Below are 16567 nucleotides of genomic sequence, written 5' to 3'. Positions count from 1 at the left end.
TGTGGAGACAAAGACAATGCAGGAGACAAACACAGCCATGCAGGCCCTCGGCCAGGTGGTAGAGGGGAGCAGGCCCCGCTACCGCGAGCTGGAGTTCGGCGTGCGCAGCATCCAGGTCAGGGAGGCAGGCGACGGCACTTTCTACGTGCGCTCCGACCAGGAGCTGGCAGAGCACGCAGCGCGCATGACCGACAAGCTGGTGCACTGGGCGCAGACCACGCCGCAGCAGACCTTCATTGCTCAGCGTGAGCGACTGGTCGACGGCAGCACGGGCGACTGGCAATGCATCAGCTATGAACGCACACTGGCAGCAGCGCGCAGCATCGCGCAGGCCTTGCTGGACAGAAAGCTCTCCGCACAGCGCCCCGTCATCATCCTCAGCGAGAACGATCTCGACCATGCCATGCTTGCCATGGGCTGCTTGTATGCGGGCGTGCCCTATTGCTCGGTCTCCACGGCCTATTCGCTGGTCAGCACCGATTACGCCAAGCTGCGTCATGTGGTCGACACGCTCACGCCCGGCCTGATCTTTGCTGCCGATGCCGCGCGCTATGACAAGGCGGTACGCGCCGTGCTGCCCGATGGCTGCGAGGTGGTCTACCGCAAGCCGGCCGTCGACGCCCAGTCGTGCACCTTGTTTGCCGACCTGCTGGCGACCGCGCCCACATCTGCGGTGGATGCTGCCATGCAGGCCACCGGGCCCGACACCATCACCAAGTTCCTGTTCACCTCGGGCTCGACCAAGCTGCCCAAGGCCGTGATCAACACGCATGGAATGTGGTGTGCCAACCAGCAGCAGATTGCCCAGACCATGCCCGATATGGTCAAGGGGCCGCCGGTTCTCGTGGACTGGCTGCCCTGGAATCACACTTTCGGCGGCAACAAGAACATCGGCCTCGCGCTCTATCACGGCGGCACCGTCTATATCGACGAAGGCAAGCCCACGGCGGCGGGCATTGCCGAGACGCTGCGCAATCTGCGCGAGATCTCGCCCACTGTTTACTTCAACGTACCCACGGGCTTCGAATACATCGCCCGCGCCATGGAGAGCGACGCGCAGTTGCGCAGCAGCCTGCTCAAGCGCGTCAAGATGTTCTTCTACGCCGGAGCCTCTCTGGCGCAGCCCGTCTGGGATAGCCTGCACCGCACCCAGGAGTCCGAGTGCGGCGAGCGCATCGTGATGGGAACGGGCCTGGGCATGACCGAGTCCTCTCCATCGGCCCTGTTCATCAACCGTCCCGATGTGCGCTCGGGAGACCTGGGCGTACCGGTGCCGGGTCTGGAGCTCAAGCTGGCGCCTGTGGATGGCAAGCTGGAGGTCCGCTATCGCGGACCGAACGTCACGCCCGGCTACTGGCGCGCGCCGGAGGCGACGCACGAGGCGTTTGATGAGGACGGATTTTTCCGCACCGGCGACGCCGTGCAGTGGCGCGACCCGCAGGATCGAAACCAGGGCCTGCGCTTCGATGGCCGCATTGCCGAAGACTTCAAGCTGGCCACGGGCACGTTCGTCAATGTGGGACCGTTGCGGGCCAGGATCATTCACGCAGGTGCGCCCTATATCCAGGACGTGGTGTTGACCGGCCTGGATCGCAAGGAGGTCGGTGCCATCGTTTTCGGGACCCCGGCCTGTGCGGCCTTAAGCGGCCTGGACGCGGGGGCGACGCTGGAGCAGATCATGCACAGCGAGTCCGTGCAGCGGCATTTGCAGACGGTTCTGAACCAGCTGGCGCAGACGGCAACCGGCAGTGCCACCCGCATTGCGCGTGCGGTGGCGGCGATCAAGCCGCCATCGCTGGATCTGGGCGAAGTCACGGACAAGGGCTCCATCAACCAGCGTGCCGTGCTCCAGCATCGCGCCGATGTGGTGACCGGCCTGTACGACGAAACGCTGGCTTTGATCCTCAAGCCCAATCTCTGAGCCAGAACAGGCTTGAGCCCGATAGCAGAAAGCGCAAGCAGCTTTTAAAAGGATAGTGACATGCAAGTTAAGGATCAGATTGCCATCGTGACCGGGGGAGCCTCGGGCCTGGGCGAAGCCACGGCGCGTGCGCTGGCTGCTGCAGGGGCCAGGGTTGCCGTGCTGGACCGCCAGCTCGACAAGGCCAAGGCGGTGGCTGCCGAGATTGGCGGACTGGCGCTGCAGAGCGATATCTGCGATGCGGCCAGCGTCACGGCTGCGCTGGACGCCATTCGCGAGCAATGGGGCAGCGACGCACGCATTCTCATGAATGTGGCCGGCATCGGTACGGCCAAGCGCGTGATCGGCCGCGATGGCGAGCCCGCACCGCTGGAAGACTTTGAGCGCGTAATTCGCGTCAACCTCATCGGCAGCTACAACATGACGCGGCTGTTTGCCGCACGCTGCGCCAGGCTGGCAGCGCTCGAAGATGGCGCGCGTGGCGTGATTCTCTATACCGCCTCGGTGGCAGCCTTTGACGGCCAGGTGGGGCAGCAGGCCTACAGCGCATCCAAGGGTGGCCTGGTTGGCATGACGCTGCCCATGGCGCGTGATCTGGCTCAGCACGGCATTCGTGTCTGCACCGTGGCGCCTGGCCTGTTCGCCACACCGTTGATGAAGGAGCTGCCCGAGCCCGTGCAGCAGTCGCTGGCGGCGTCCATTCCCTTTCCCTCGCGCCTGGGCAAGCCTTCGGAGTTTGCCGATCTGGCCGTGCACGTCGTGCACAACGATCACCTCAATGGAGAGGTGATTCGCCTGGATGGTGCGCTGCGCATGGCTGCGCGCTGAGACAGGGCGGGCTGGTGACAGCCCGCTGGTTTGCTATCGAGACGTGTATTGATTCCACAGGACCGAAGAGTCCGTATTTCAAGCAGGAGACAAGTCATGCAAGGTCGTCGCAATTTCGTCAAAGGTCTAGGCGCTGGCGTAGCGCTGGCCGCATTCGGCGGCATCGCCAGCCGCAGCGCCTATGCCCAGGGCAGCGGGCCGCTGGAGCAGGTGCGTATTCTGTACGGCTTTCCCGCAGGCAGCGCCGGGGACTCGGTGGCCCGCCGTGTGGCCGAAAAAATGGGCGGCAGCAGCTACACCAGAAATATGGGCGTGGTGGAAAACAAGCCCGGTGCCGGTGGCCGCATCGCGCTGGAGAATCTGCGCAATGCCGTGGGGGACGGCTCGGTGATTGCGCTGTCTCAGGTCTCGGCCTTCTCCATCTATCCGCATATCTATAGCAAGCTGACCTATCAGGCCAAGGATTTCGAGCCGATCTCCATCGGAGCCATCATGCACCACGGTCTGGCCGTCGGCCCTGCCGTGCCAGCCGAGGTGAAGACGCTCAAGGAATTTCTGGCCTGGTGCAAGAACAACCCCGACAAGGCCAGCTTCGGCAGCCCCGGTGCCGGCAGCCAGCTGCATCTGCTGGGGGCGTTGCTGAGCCTGCGCTCGGGCGTCAAGCTCAGCCATGCACCTTATCGCGGCATGGCTCCCGGTGTCTCGGACGTGGTGGGTGGCCAGATCGCGGCCATCATGGGGCCTTGCGGCGACTATCTGAGCTACTACAAGGCCGGCAAGCTGCGCGTGCTGGCCACCAGCGGTCCGCAGCGCAACCCCTATCTGCCCAATGTGCCCACCTTTGCCGAGCAGGGCTTTGCCGATCTGACGGCCGAAGAGTGGTTTGGCTTCTACGCCAATGCCAGGACACCGGCCGATGTGCGTGCACGCGCCCATGCGGCGATCACGGCGGCGCTCAAGAGCGACGCGCTCAAGGAAAGCCTGGGTGTGGTCGGCCTGATTGCCACCAGCTCCACGCCCGAGGAAATGGCCCGTTCGCAGCAGGCCGAGTTCGAGCGCTGGGGGCCGCTGGTCAAGCAGATCGGTTTTACGAGCGATTCCTGATGACCGCTTGGTATCGAATAGCATTCGAGCTGGGATTTTTCAGACAGGCTCAAGCCTGCACATAGCGATCGAACAATAAAGGAGACAAACCATGCAAGATCGTCGCAATTTCGTCAAAGGCCTGGGCGCTGGAGCCGCCCTGGCCGCATTCGGCGGCATCGCCGGCCGCAGTGCCTATGCCCAGGGCAGCGGGCCGCTGGAGCAGGTGCGCATTCTGTACGGCTTTCCCGCAGGCAGTGCCGGTGACTCGGTGGCGCGTCGCGTGGCCGAAAAGATCGGTGGCACCAGCTACTCCAAGAACATGGGCGTGGTGGAAAACAAGCCTGGTGCCGGTGGCCGCATCGCGCTGGAGAATCTGCGCAACTCCGTGGGGGACGGCTCGGTCATCGTGCTGTCGCAGGTCTCGGCCTTCTCCATCTATCCACATATCTATAGCAAGCTGACCTATCAAGCCAAGGATTTCGAGCCGATCTCGATTGGGGCCATCATGCACCACGGGCTGGCTGTCGGCCCTGCCGTGCCGGCCGAGGTGAAGACGCTCAAGGACTTTCTGGCCTGGTGCAAGAACAACCCCGATAAGGCCAGCTTCGGCAGCCCAGGAGCAGGTACCCAGCCGCATCTGATCGGCTCCCTGCTCAGCCTGCGTTCGGGCATCAAGCTCAGCCATGTGCCTTATCGCGGCACGGCGCCTGCGGTGTCCGACCTGGCCGGTGGCCAGATTGCTGCCGTGATGGGCCCCAGCGGCGACTTCCTGAGTTACTACAAGGCCGGCAAGCTGCGCGTGCTGGCCACCAGCGGCCCGCAGCGCAATCCCTATCTGCCCAATGTGCCCACGTTTGCCGAGCAGGGCTTTGCCGATCTGACAGCCGAGGAGTGGTTTGGCTTCTATGCCAATGCCAAGACGCCCGCCGATGTGCGTGCACGCGCCCATGCCGCGATCACGGCGGCGCTCAAGAGCGAGACTCTCAAGGAAAGCGTGGGTGTGGTCGGCCTGATTGCCACCAGCTCCACGCCCGAGGAGATGGCCCGTTCGCAGCAGGCGGAGTTCGAGCGTTGGGGGCCGCTGGTCAAGCAGATTGGCTTTACTGCGGATACCTGATACAGCCCCTGAGCCGCTTCGCGGCTTCCCCCTCTCTCGCTGCGCGGGAGGGGGACGATGCCTTCGCGGCGGGGCGGCCCTTGCTTGGCATCTCTGGCATGGGCCGCGCTCGGCGCGTATGGGGTCGTTATTTAGAGATTTTCATTTGCTGCGTTGCAGCCGGTTTTGTATGTCCTATTTGCCCGCCAGTGCCGATATCGCGTTTCTTCTTTTTGATGTGCTCCAGGCCGATGAGCAGTTGCAGCGCCTGCCGACGCATGCGGCAACGGACCGGGGGCTGATGCAGCAAGTGCTGGAGGAGGGCGGCAAATGGGTGGGCGAGGTGGTGGCGCCGCTGTCGCGCGAAGGCGATGAGGTCGGCGTGCAGTTTGCAGCGGGCAAGGTCACTACGCCGCCTGGATTTGCCCAGGCATATCAGGACTTCTGGCAGGCCGGCTGGCCTGCACTGGCCTGTGCCGAGGAGGACGGAGGTCAGGGTCTGCCCTGGGTGCTGGAAGGCGTGCTCTATGAATGGCTGAGCGCCGCCAACCATGGCTGGACCATGGCTCCGGGCTTGCTGCATGGCGCTTATGAGTGCCTCAAGCACCATGGCAGCGAGGCCTTGAAGAGTGCCTATCTGCCCAAGGTGGCCAGCGGAGAATGGCTGGCAACCATGTGCCTGACGGAGGCCCATGCGGGCAGCGACCTGGGGCAGGTGCGCACGCAGGCCGTGGCGATGGGCGAATCCGAGCTGGGCGAGCGCTTCGAGATCAGCGGCAGCAAGATTTTCATTTCGGGCGGCGAGCATGATCTGACCGATAACATCGTGCATCTGGTGCTGGCGCGTCTGCCCGGGGCCCCTGCAGGGCCAAAGGGCTTGTCGCTTTTTCTTGTGCCCAAGCTATTGCCAGATGGCGAGCGCAACAGCGTGGTCTGCGAGCGCATCGAGGAGAAAATGGGCCTGCATGGCAGCCCTACCTGCGTGATGCGTTTTGATGCCGCTGCCGGCTGGCTGATCGGTCAGCCCGCAGCGGGCCTGAACGCCATGTTCGTCATGATGAATGCCGCGCGTCTGCACGTGGCGCTGCAGGGCATAGGGCTGCTGGACGCGGCGTGGCAGAAGGCCCATGCCTATGCGCAGGAACGCCGCCAGATGCGCGCGCCAGGGGCGGTGCCTGCCTCGCGTGGCGCTGGCGATGCAGCAGATTTGATCATCGAGCATCCGGCCATTCGCCGTACGCTCGATCTCCAGCGTGCCTGGGTGGATGGCGGGCGTGTGCTCGCCTACCAGACCGGTATTTATCTCGATATGGCGCGACATGCCGAAAGCGCCCGTGAGCGTGATCAGGCCCAGCAGTGGTGCAGCCTGATCACGCCCGTGCTCAAGGCGGCCTGGACCCAGCAGGCATTCGAGGGCTCCAGCGCCTGCCTGCAGGTATTCGGCGGCCACGGCTATATCCGCGAGTGGGGCATAGAGCAGATCGTGCGTGATTCGCGCGTGGCCATGATTTACGAAGGCACGAATGAAATTCAGGCCATCGACCTGCTGGTGCGCAAGGTGCTTCCGGACGGTGGTCAGGCCATGGGGCAATGGCTGCTGACTTTGCGCAACAGCCTCGATGCTGGGCGGGCGCTGGATGCAGAAGTGCTGCGCTGCCTGGCCCAACTGCGCTACTTCACCACGGTGCTGGCGCAGGCCTGCAAGGAAGATGACACCCTGGCCTGGCGCGTGGCCGACGACTATCTGCGCTGCGTGGCCGTGGTGCTGCTGGGCTGGGCGTGGGCACGTATTGCTGCCACAGCGGGAGGTGATGGTGAGCGCTGGCGAGGCCCCTGCAAGCAGGTGCTGCAGCGCATATTGCCTGAAATGGACTGGCGTCTGACTCTGATGAAGGCGCAGTGGGCGCAGGCTTCCGTTGTGCACGGCAACCAGCTGTTCACCTCTGCGCATTGATCAAAATGGCTGCAAGATGCGAGCAATACCGGCACAATTGCAGTCTTTTCATCGCGCTCCTGGATTGCTCTTTTGCCTTCGAAGTTGACATCGCCAATGCTCGCTCACAAGACTGCTGAACCAGATTCCAAACCTGCACGCTCCTTGCGCGGAACGCGCTCCAAAGAGGCCGGCTCGGACCTCCCGGGCTCGGGGCAGGAGCCCAGGGACAGTGCCGAAGTTTTTGCCGTCGATCAGGTCAATGCCAGCTTTCTGGAGTCGCTGCTGGGCTACAACGCAAGGCGCGCCTCGCTCGCTCTGGTGGGGGTTTTCATGCGCTGCATGGAGCGTTTTGACCTCAAGATTGTCGAGTTTTCCGTGCTGTCGCTGGTGGGCAGCAATCCGGGCATCACCTCGCGTCAGCTCTGTCAGCAACTGGCCGTGCTGCCGCCGAATATGGTGGGGATGATCGATGCGCTGGGCAAGCGCGGTTTTCTGGAGCGGCGTCCGCACCCGCGAGACGGCCGCGCCACGGGTCTGTACCTGACCGCCGCAGGGTGCGAACTGGTGGATACGGCCGAGCCCGAACTCAAGAGCAGCGAGACCCGTGCCATCGCGCATCTGAGTGCTGCCGAGCAGGTGCAGCTCATGGCGTTGTTGCAAAAGCTGTATCGCTGATCCCATGGCATGGCGCAGATCCTGCGCCCGGCGCGATAATGTGCGGCATCATGCAGATTCGCTTTACCAAGATGCAAGGCGCGGGCAACGACTTTGTCGTGCTCGACGAAACCCAGGCTCGTCTGGGCTTGAGCGCCGCCCAGTACCGCTACCTGGCCAATCGTCACTTTGGCGTGGGCGCCGACCAGATCCTGACGGTGCGCCCGGCGCCCGCAGAGGGCGTGGACTTTGAATATGTCATCCACAACGCCGATGGTGGCGAGGTCGAGCAGTGCGGAAACGGCGCACGCTGTTTTGCGCGCTATGTGCATGACAAGGGGCTGACCGACAAGAGCGTGATCCGAGTACAGACCCTCTCGGGCGTCATCGCCCCCGAAATTCATGGCAATGGCCGCGTCACGGTCGATATGGGTGCGCCTCAGCTCGATCCGGCCAAGGTGCCGTTCACGAGCGACGGTCTGGAGCCTGAAGCCTTGGGGTCAACACAAAAATGGCCTCTGACGATTGATACACCTTTGCAGCCAGCTACAGTCTGGATAGCGCCCGTTTCCATGGGCAACCCGCATGCGGTGCAACTGGTGGACGATGTGAATGCCGCTTTGGTGGAGTTGCACGGCCCGTTGATCGAGAACCATGCCCGTTTTCCTCAGCGTGTGAACGCCGGCTTCATGCAGATCCTCAACCGTGGTGAAGTCCGCTTGCGCGTCTATGAACGCGGTGCTGGCGAGACCCTGGCCTGCGGCACGGGGGCTTGTGCCGCCGTGGTGGCCGGCATTGGCTGGGGCCTGCTCGACCAGCGCGTCGATGTGCATACCCGTGGCGGTCTGCTGACCATTGAATGGGCTGGCGGTGCGCAGGATCGCGTGCGCATGACAGGCCCTGCCGAATTTGTTTTTGAAGGCCAGATCGACATACCTGATACCTTATGAACAGCTTGACCGATACCGCCATGACCGAAGAGTCGATTGCCGACTACCTCCAGGAAAACCCCGATTTCTTCGAGCGCCACGCCGAGATGCTGACGGGCGTGCGTTTGATCAGCGGCCATGGCCCACGTGCCGTCAGCCTGCAGGAGCGCCAGGCCGAGATGCTGCGCGAAAAGATCAAGGGTCTGGAGCATCGCATCATGGACATGGTGCGCCACGGCAGCGAGAACGCCTCCATCGCCAACAAGATTCACCAGTGGACCCATGCCCTGGTCAAGGTGCAGGACCTGCGCGAGCTGCCCCATGCGCTCACCGCCAGCCTGCAGCACACGTTTGATGTACCCCAGGTCGCGCTGCGTCTGTGGAATGTGGCGGGCGCGCACAGCGGCACCGTCTACACCATGGGAGTGAGCGATGATGCCAAGGCCTTTGCCTCGTCGCTGACCATGCCGTTCTGCGGCCCCAATATGGGCTTCGAACCCGTGACCTGGCTGCCAAACCCCAATGCGGTGCAGTCGGTAGCGCTGCTGACCCTGCATGACGGTGCCATGGACAGCACTTCCAACGCCTTTGGCATGCTGGTGCTGGGCTCGCCCGACCCGCTGCGCTTCGATGCCACTATGGGTCTTGAATTCCTTTCACGCATCTCCGAGCTGGCCAGTGCCTCGCTCTCGCGCATGCGTGCTCCTGCGCTGACGCTGGCGCACGGCTGAAGCTGCAAAAGGGTGTAGATACTGATGCAAGAGCGCGAGCAGCCCTCTTTTGAGGAGCAGTACGCGCAGCTTCCGGAAGTTGTCCACAGCTATCTGGAGCATGTGCGTGTGCAAAAGCGCCTGGCCGAGCGCACGCATACGCTGTATGCGCTGGACCTGATCAAGCTGCAGAGCTTTGCGCAGGCGGCAGCTCAGGAGCTTTTGACGCTGCAACCCTCGCATATCCGCCGCTTTGCTGCGCAAATGCATGGCGCCGGCCGCAGTGCACGCGGCATCGCACTGATTCTTTCAGGCTGGCGCAGCTTCTTTCGCTGGGCGGCCCAGCGGGAACTGGTACCTTTCAACCCCGTGGAGGGCGTGCGCGGCCCCAAGGCTGCCAAGCCTCTTCCCAAGGCTCTGGCAGTGGACGACGCCGTGCAATTGGCCAGTTTTCAGAACCCCGAAGCTGATCCGTGGATAGAGGCGCGTGACGTCGCCATGACCGAGCTGCTCTACAGCTGTGGCCTGCGTGTGGCCGAGCTGGTGGGGCTGGATCTGCGGCCCGATCAGCATAGCCGGCATGAAGGCCGGGGCTGGATTGATCTGGAGGCGGGCGATGCCCATGTTCAGGGCAAAGGCAGCAAGCGCCGCATCGTGCCCGTGGGGCGCATGGCGATCCAGGCCTTGCAGCGCTGGCTGGCGCTGCGCAGCACCGCGATGACCGGCACTGCACAGCTCAAGGCACAGGACGAAGCGGCCTTGTTCGTCGGCCGCCGGGGCGAGCGGCTCAGCGCCCAGTCGGTCTGGTCACGTCTCAAGCAGCGAGGCCAGCAGGCGGGGCTTGCAACTGGCGTGCACCCGCATGTGCTGCGTCACTCCTTTGCCAGTCATATGCTGCAGTCCAGTGGCGATCTGCGTGCCGTGCAGGAGCTGCTCGGGCATTCCAGCATTGCCACCACACAGATTTATACGCGGCTGGATTTCCAGCATCTGGCCCAGGCTTATGAAAAATCCCATCCGCGTGCGCAGCGCCGCAGTGTCGGTGAGATGCCTGCTCCCTTGCGCACGCTGGACGACGAAGAGCAAGACTGAAGAGTCCTGATTTGATAGCGTAAAGTGATTGTTGAGTATGTGATGGAGGGAGATTTTTGCTGAAATTTCTGCCGTCCCTGCTGTCCATGCGCGCTTGAAAGCGCCGCTACACTCCCCAGCTGTTATCACCGGAGCGCGCATAGGGATGCGCCGCCCGTGTTTTTTGGACAGCCGCATGTGGCGGCTGGCCGCAGCAAGAGGTTTCAACGCATGGCTCTCATTCCAGTCACCATCCTCACGGGCTTTCTGGGCTCGGGCAAGACCACGCTGCTCAAGCGCGTGCTGCACGAATCCCACGGCATGAAGATTGCCGTGATCGAGAACGAGTTCGGCGAGGAGAACATCGACACCGACATTCTCAAGACCGAATCCAAAGAACAGATTCTGCAGATGAGCAACGGCTGCATCTGCTGCACCATCCGCGAAGACCTGCGTGAGGCTTTGCAGTTGCTGGCCGCCAAGCGCCGCAAGGGACAGGTGGACTTCGACCGTATCGTCATCGAGACCACCGGCCTGGCAGACCCTGGCCCCGTGGCCCAGACCTTCTTCATGGATGACGAGATCGCCGAGACCTATCTGATCGACTCCATCATCACTCTGGTGGATGCCAAGCATGCCAACCAGCAACTCGACGACCGCCAGGAAGCGCGCCGTCAGGTGGGCTTTGCCGACCAGATGTTCCTGTCCAAGACCGACCTGGTGACGGATGCGGAAAAGGAGGCGCTGACCCATCGCCTCAAGCATATGAACCCTCGCGCGCCCATCCGTGCCGTTCATTTTGGCGATGTGCCCCTGAGCGAAGTGCTCGACCTGCGTGGCTTCAACCTGAACGCCAAGCTGGACATCGACCCCGATTTCCTCAAGGAAGATGATCACGACCACGATCATCACGACCACAGCGCTTGCGACCATGACCATGGCCAATGCGAACACGATCACGACCATGGACACCAGCATGACGAGCATTGTGGCCACGACCACCATGACCACGAGCATGGCGAGCACTGCAATCACCCACATCACCATCATCACGACGATGACGTGAAGAGCTTTGTCTACCGGGCCGATCGCGCTTTCGACCCGGCCAAGCTGGAAGACTTCTTGGGCGCCATCGTCAATATCTACGGCCCCAAGATGCTGCGCTACAAGGGCGTGCTCGACATGAAGGGCACCAGCCGCAAGGTCATCTTCCAGGGCGTGCACCAGCTCATGGGCAGCGATCTGGGACCCGAGTGGGAAGCCGATGAAAAGCGAGTCAGCAAAATGGTCTTCATCGGTATCGATCTGCCGCAGGATATTCTTCGCCAGGGACTGGATCAATGTCTGGTGTAAACCCTGAGTTTTGGGGCTGTTTCGGCGAAAGCTAACGGTTTGCTGACAATGACTGACGGCCTGCCAAGCAGGCCGTTTTGTTTGTCTGTTATTTCTCGCAAACTGACCGAAACAGGCGCAGGCTTTGTTGCAAATTGTGGGGTATGTGCAACGGAGTCGGGCTGGGGCGACTGGCGTGGCTACAATGCCGGCCCTAAAGAGGGTGTTGGAGCAATCCGGCCCTGCAAGGGCTCTGTACTGTAAGGAGACAGGACGTGACCGCTGTGAAAAGTAATCTGCCCAAGGCTGCAGCCAAAGCTGCGGCAGCGGCTGTGCACCCCCGCAGCGTCGAGACCTCTTTGGTGGACGCAGCGTTGGACAACCCGGTGCTGGTACCTGCAGCAGCGGGAGAATCTTCCAAATCGTCCAGATCCAAGCGTTCTGCATCGCCTCCAGCGCGGCAGCCTGAAACAGATGTTCCGCCCCTGGCAGCTTCGGCAGTCAAGGCTGCGGCAACCATGAGAGATACGAAAGCAATGACCAACACAAAGCAAGCTGTGCCCAAGAAAGATCCCAAGCTGGCCAACGCCTGGAAGACCAAGTCGGTAGAGGAGCTGACCGATGCTGAAGTGCTGGCCATGTCTGATGACGATTACATGAACGACGCCCAGCTGGCCTATTTCCGTCGCAAGCTGGTCGCGCTCAAGAACGATATGCATGTGAATGCGGGCGAGACTGCGGAAAACCTGCGTGAAGACACCGTCGTGGTGCCCGATCCTGCCGATCGTGCCACCATAGAGGAAGAGCACGCTCTCGAGCTGCGCACCCGTGACCGCGAGCGCAAGCTGCTCAAGAAGATCGATCAGTCCATTGCCCGCATTGATGCCGGTGACTACGGCTACTGCGACGAAACCGGCGAGCCTATCGGTGTGGGACGCCTGTTGGCTCGCCCCACGGCTACACTGTCGCTGGAAGCCCAGCAGCGCCGTGAGCTCAAGCAGAAGATGTACGGCGATTGATCTGCGTCAGGCGTTGGCGGGGCTGCAGGCAGCAAAGTAGAGGACCATGGCAAAAGAAGAAAACAAGTCGGGAGGGTTGCTGTCCAAGGTGGTGCGTTTTGTGCGCCACCCGACCGTGAATTGGTCCGATTTGGAGAATCTCAACCAGGAAAGCGAAGAAAGCCAGTACAGCAAGCAGGCGCTCAAGGAGATGCTGGAGCGCAAGCGCCAGAACGACTTTGTGCGAAAGCGCGAGTTTGACCAGTTGCGCAAGCTGCGTCAGGCTCAGTTGTCCAAGACGGCGGTGACTGCCAGGGCTCCACTCGAGACGCCGACCCCACTGGCACCGTCCTCTTTTTTGCAGACTGCCCAAAGCTCCGTGCCGGGCGAGCGCGCAGAAACCATCAAGAAGATCGACGAGATCGAAGCGCAGATGGCCCAGCAATGGTGGCGCGGCAAGCTGGCCGCCGATGCCGCCACCATGCCGCTGCAACTGCCTGAGGGCGGTGGCAGCATGCCTTCGGTATTTAAAAGCCAGCCGCTTTCGATCAGCACGCTGCCTCTGCTTCAGGATGTGTTGCCAAGCGATCTGGAGCTGCCGCAACCGGGTCGGCAGGGCAATCCTGTTGCTTTGCCGGGCCTGCGTGGCGAGACAGACTTTTCGCCGGCGTTTGCCACAACCGAGGTCTCTGCTCCAACCGATATCAACATGGTTCCGCCGTCCTTTGCGCGCTTCGAGCATGATGCCGCGCTGGAGGATGCTGCGATTGTCTTTGCCAGCGGTGACAGCGTCGCAGCCGAGAGCAGTCTCAAGGCCTTGATTGCCGAGCGTGCTCAGGATACGCCGGCACAGTTGCAGGTCTGGCTGGCGCTGCTGGACATGTACCGCGCAGCAGGCATGCAGGCTCAGTTTGAAGACGCTGCCATGGATTTTGTGGCGCGCTTCGGTCGTTCGGCCCCGCAATGGTTTGTGATGCCGCAGCAGGCGGGCAGGCTTAGCGAAACCGCGCCGGATGCCGCAGCAGTGCAGACCGGCTTTCGCTGGCGGGCTCCTGTGCATTTGGATGAGCCTGGTTTCAAGGCGCTGCTGGCCAGCAAGGCGCGCAGCTCCGGCAGCTCGGTCATGGACTGGAGCGTTCTGGAGAGCCTCGACCCCGGCGTGAAGAAGCCGCTGCTGGATGCGGCACAGCGATGGGCCGACGAAAAGGGATCACTGGTTTTTGCCGGTCATGAAAGATTGCAGGCCGTGCTCAGCAAGCACACCCCTTCCGGTGATCGCGCCGTCGATCAGGACTGGTGGTATTTGCGTCTGGCCATGCAGCGCCTGATGCGTCTGCAGGACGAATTTGAGCTGACGGCGCTGGACTATTGCGTGACCTACGAGCTGTCGCCACCCTCCTGGGACGATCCGGTCTGTGCGTATTCGAATGAAGGGCAGGCACAGAACCTGCGTGTCCAAGATAGCCGGCTCTTGGGGCCGGAGACGATTCAGCCCGGTATGCTCTGGAAGGAGCATCAGCCGCGTTTTACGCTGCAAGGCGTGATCGACGGCGATGCATTGCCCTGGCTTGCCGAGGTTCAGGAAAAGGCCAAGCTTGGCGAAGCCATTGCCATTGACTGCTCGCGCCTGGTGCGCATGGACTTTGCTGCCGCAGGCTCGGTGCTGAACTGGGCTGCGCAGATGCAGGAGCTGGGCCACGTGTTGCAGTTCAGTCAGTTGCACCAGTTGCTGGCGGTGTTCTTCAATGTTGTTGGCATTCAGGAACATGCACAGGTGATTCCAAGACGGGACTAGCTCCCAGAGTGGCTATGCCGCCTGCGCCAAGGGGCTGTGTCTCTGGTTGGAGTCGGGCCGTTTGAGGCGCTATCCACAGCAAGCGCGGTAAATTTAATTTTTCAGGGCCCCTTGAGGTCGATCTTGCCTGCCCCCATTTGCTCCAGATGGAACAGTTTCACGGCACCACCATTTTGAGCGTGCGCCGCCAGACTCCCGAGGGCGTGCAAGTCGCCATCGGCGGTGATGGTCAGGTCACATTGGGTCATATCGTCATCAAGGGCACGGCGCGCAAGGTGCGCAAGCTCTATCACGGCAAGGTGCTGGCGGGCTTTGCGGGGGCCACAGCAGATGCCTTCACGCTGTTCGAGCGCTTCGAGGCCAAGCTGGAAAAACACCAGGGCAACCTGACCCGCGCTGCGATCGAGCTGACCAAGGAGTGGCGTACCGACCGTGTGCTGCGCAAGCTTGAAGCCATGCTGGCCGTGGCCGATGCGACGACCTCGCTCATCATTACCGGCAATGGCGACGTTCTGGAGCCCGAGCAGGGCATTGTGGCCATCGGCTCCGGCGGCGCCTATGCGCATTCCGCAGCCAAGGCCTTGCTGAACAACACCGAGCTGTCGGCCGAAGATGTGGTGCGCAAATCCCTGGCGATTGCCGGCGAGCTGTGCATCTACACCAATATGAATCACACGATCGAGACGCTGTAAGCGTCTCGTCTATCCGAATTGATAGCTACTGGCGCTTTATGGATGGGCGCCAGATGCATATTTGACTGAGAATTCACATGTCTTCTGCCATGACTCCCCAGGAGATCGTCTCCGAGCTAGACAAGCACATCGTCGGCCAGCATGGTGCCAAGCGCGCGGTGTCGATTGCATTGCGCAATCGCTGGCGCCGCCAGCAGGTGCCCGAGGGCCTGCGCCAGGAAATCACACCGAAGAACATTCTGATGATCGGCCCCACGGGCGTTGGCAAGACGGAGATAGCACGCCGCCTGGCAAAACTCGCCGATGCTCCCTTCATCAAGGTCGAGGCGACCAAGTTCACCGAAGTGGGCTATGTGGGCAAGGATGTGGACGCCATCATCCGCGATCTGGCCGAAGTTGCCGTCAAGCAAACGCGCGAGTCGGACATGAAGAAGATGCGCGCCCGCGCCGAAGATGCTGCCGAGGAGCGCATTCTCGATGTGCTGATCCCGCAGGCCCGCACCGGCGAAGTACCTGCGGACAACACGGCGCGTCAGGTTTTCCGCAAGAAGTTGCGCGAAGGCCAGCTTGACGACAAGGAGATCGAGATCGATATCGCCGAGCAGATGCCTCAGGTGCAGATCATGGGCCCCCAGGGCATGGAAGAGATGGCCGAGCAGCTGCGCGGCATGTTCAGCCATATGGGCCAGGAAAAGCGCAAGACGCGCAAGCTCAAGATCGCCGAGGCCCTGAAGCTGCTGACCGATGAGGAAGCAGCAAAGATGGTCAATGAGGAGGACGTCAAGACCCGCGCCATTGCCAATGCCGAGCAAAACGGCATTGTCTTCATCGACGAAATCGACAAGGTGGCGACGCGCCAGGAAACCAGTGGCTCCGATGTATCGCGTCAGGGTGTGCAGCGCGACCTGCTGCCCTTGGTCGAAGGCACCAGCGTCTCGACCAAGTACGGTGTGGTCAAGACAGACCACATTCTGTTCATCGCCTCGGGTGCCTTCCATCTGTCCAAGCCAAGCGATCTGATTCCCGAGCTGCAGGGGCGCTTTCCCATTCGCGTGGAACTGGAATCTCTGTCGGTACAGGACTTCGAGGCGATTCTGATGCAGACTCACGCCTCCCTGGTCAAGCAGTATCAGGCGCTGCTGGCGACCGAAGGCGTGACTCTGGAGTTCAAGCCAGAGGGCATCACGCGTCTGGCAACGATTGCCTTTGATGTCAACGAGAGTACCGAAAACATCGGTGCACGGCGCTTGTCCACAGTGATGGAGCGTCTGCTTGATGAGGTCAGCTTCGATGCGGCCAAGCTTTCGGGTCAGACGGTGGTGATCGATGCAGCCTATGTGGATCAGCGCCTACAGGTGCTGAGCAAGGATGAGGATCTGTCGCGCTTCATTCTTTGAAGAACCGAGCGCTTGAAGCGAGCTGCCCGCCTGTGCGGGCAGTTTGCATTTGTAGGAGAAGGTCGAGACTTAAATCAGTTCTTTCCATTGAATTGAATGGTTGCAATTGACGCCTCCTAATG

14 protein-coding genes are annotated in these 16567 nt (G+C 61.9%); all 14 read left to right on the top strand.

Going from position 1 to position 16567, the window contains the following annotated elements:
* Positions 1-16 precede the first annotated feature (16 nt).
* The 14 genes from P353_RS19230 (at position 17) to hslU (ending at position 16445) form a co-directional block, all read left to right on the top strand.
* Positions 17-1921 (top strand): feruloyl-CoA synthase, encoded by a 1905-nt coding sequence (locus P353_RS19230; protein ID WP_034373172.1) that lies wholly within the window; start codon positions 17-19, stop codon positions 1919-1921.
* Between the two features lie 60 nt (positions 1922-1981).
* Positions 1982-2749, top strand: a complete 768-nt coding sequence (locus P353_RS19225) for an SDR family NAD(P)-dependent oxidoreductase (protein WP_034373169.1) — start codon at positions 1982-1984, stop codon at positions 2747-2749.
* Positions 2750-2845: 96 nt separating this feature from the next.
* Positions 2846-3853 (top strand): tripartite tricarboxylate transporter substrate-binding protein, encoded by a 1008-nt coding sequence (locus P353_RS19220; protein ID WP_034373165.1) that lies wholly within the window; start codon positions 2846-2848, stop codon positions 3851-3853.
* 91 nt (positions 3854-3944) lie between these two features.
* Positions 3945-4952, top strand: coding sequence for a Bug family tripartite tricarboxylate transporter substrate binding protein (locus P353_RS19215; RefSeq protein WP_034373162.1), 1008 nt, complete (start codon positions 3945-3947; stop codon positions 4950-4952).
* A gap of 169 nt (positions 4953-5121) precedes the next feature.
* The gene (locus P353_RS19210) at positions 5122-6885 is read left to right on the top strand and encodes an acyl-CoA dehydrogenase family protein (protein WP_034373159.1); all 1764 of its coding nucleotides are present in this window, start codon (positions 5122-5124) and stop codon (positions 6883-6885) included.
* Between the two features lie 96 nt (positions 6886-6981).
* Positions 6982-7542, top strand: a complete 561-nt coding sequence (locus P353_RS19205) for a MarR family winged helix-turn-helix transcriptional regulator (protein ID WP_034373157.1) — start codon at positions 6982-6984, stop codon at positions 7540-7542.
* Positions 7543-7592: 50 nt separating this feature from the next.
* The gene (dapF, locus tag P353_RS19200) at positions 7593-8471 is read left to right on the top strand and encodes a diaminopimelate epimerase (protein ID WP_034374093.1); all 879 of its coding nucleotides are present in this window, start codon (positions 7593-7595) and stop codon (positions 8469-8471) included.
* Positions 8468-9181 carry a DUF484 family protein gene (locus P353_RS19195; protein WP_003069020.1) on the top strand — a complete coding sequence of 238 codons (714 nt, stop codon included), beginning with the start codon at positions 8468-8470 and terminating at the stop codon, positions 9179-9181. Before dapF ends, P353_RS19195 begins: the two co-directional genes overlap by 4 nt.
* 24 nt (positions 9182-9205) lie before the next feature.
* Positions 9206-10252, top strand: a complete 1047-nt coding sequence (locus P353_RS19190) for a tyrosine recombinase XerC (protein ID WP_034373153.1) — start codon at positions 9206-9208, stop codon at positions 10250-10252.
* A 210-nt stretch (positions 10253-10462) separates the two neighbouring features.
* Positions 10463-11584: a CobW family GTP-binding protein gene (locus P353_RS19185; protein WP_034373150.1), complete on the top strand. Its 1122-nt coding sequence runs from the start codon at positions 10463-10465 to the stop codon at positions 11582-11584.
* 254 nt (positions 11585-11838) lie between these two features.
* On the top strand, positions 11839-12582 hold the full coding sequence (gene dksA, locus P353_RS29635) for an RNA polymerase-binding protein DksA (RefSeq protein ID WP_003069012.1): 744 nt from the start codon (positions 11839-11841) through the stop codon (positions 12580-12582).
* Positions 12583-12628: 46 nt separating this feature from the next.
* The gene (locus P353_RS19175; protein WP_034373147.1) at positions 12629-14356 is read left to right on the top strand and encodes an STAS domain-containing protein; all 1728 of its coding nucleotides are present in this window, start codon (positions 12629-12631) and stop codon (positions 14354-14356) included.
* 146 nt (positions 14357-14502) lie between these two features.
* Positions 14503-15048: an ATP-dependent protease subunit HslV gene (hslV, locus tag P353_RS19170; protein ID WP_034373143.1), complete on the top strand. Its 546-nt coding sequence runs from the start codon at positions 14503-14505 to the stop codon at positions 15046-15048.
* 77 nt (positions 15049-15125) lie between these two features.
* On the top strand, positions 15126-16445 hold the full coding sequence (gene hslU, locus P353_RS19165; protein WP_003051251.1) for an ATP-dependent protease ATPase subunit HslU: 1320 nt from the start codon (positions 15126-15128) through the stop codon (positions 16443-16445).
* Positions 16446-16567 lie beyond the last annotated feature (122 nt).

This window comes from Comamonas testosteroni (assembly GCF_000761245.1).
Classification (GTDB): domain Bacteria; phylum Pseudomonadota; class Gammaproteobacteria; order Burkholderiales; family Burkholderiaceae_C; genus Comamonas; species Comamonas testosteroni_C.
Note: the sequence above shows the minus strand (reverse complement) of the source record. Positions and strands in the feature narration are given on the sequence as shown.

Excerpts from the sequence above, each read along its gene's own strand:
- hslV (WP_034373143.1), top strand. The coding sequence starts at position 14,503 with ATGGAACAGTTTCACGGCACCACCATTTTGAGCGTGCGCCGCCAGACT.
- P353_RS19175 (WP_034373147.1), top strand. The coding sequence starts at position 12,629 with ATGGCAAAAGAAGAAAACAAGTCGGGAGGGTTGCTGTCCAAGGTGGTG.
- P353_RS19195 (WP_003069020.1), top strand. The coding sequence starts at position 8,468 with ATGAACAGCTTGACCGATACCGCCATGACCGAAGAGTCGATTGCCGAC.
- P353_RS19205 (WP_034373157.1), top strand. The coding sequence starts at position 6,982 with ATGCTCGCTCACAAGACTGCTGAACCAGATTCCAAACCTGCACGCTCC.
- P353_RS19185 (WP_034373150.1), top strand. The coding sequence starts at position 10,463 with ATGGCTCTCATTCCAGTCACCATCCTCACGGGCTTTCTGGGCTCGGGC.
- P353_RS19215 (WP_034373162.1), top strand. The coding sequence starts at position 3,945 with ATGCAAGATCGTCGCAATTTCGTCAAAGGCCTGGGCGCTGGAGCCGCC.
- P353_RS19210 (WP_034373159.1), top strand. The coding sequence starts at position 5,122 with ATGTCCTATTTGCCCGCCAGTGCCGATATCGCGTTTCTTCTTTTTGAT.
- P353_RS19225 (WP_034373169.1), top strand. The coding sequence starts at position 1,982 with ATGCAAGTTAAGGATCAGATTGCCATCGTGACCGGGGGAGCCTCGGGC.
- hslU (WP_003051251.1), top strand. The coding sequence starts at position 15,126 with ATGTCTTCTGCCATGACTCCCCAGGAGATCGTCTCCGAGCTAGACAAG.
- dapF (WP_034374093.1), top strand. The coding sequence starts at position 7,593 with ATGCAGATTCGCTTTACCAAGATGCAAGGCGCGGGCAACGACTTTGTC.
- P353_RS19190 (WP_034373153.1), top strand. The coding sequence starts at position 9,206 with ATGCAAGAGCGCGAGCAGCCCTCTTTTGAGGAGCAGTACGCGCAGCTT.
- P353_RS19220 (WP_034373165.1), top strand. The coding sequence starts at position 2,846 with ATGCAAGGTCGTCGCAATTTCGTCAAAGGTCTAGGCGCTGGCGTAGCG.
- P353_RS19230 (WP_034373172.1), top strand. The coding sequence starts at position 17 with ATGCAGGAGACAAACACAGCCATGCAGGCCCTCGGCCAGGTGGTAGAG.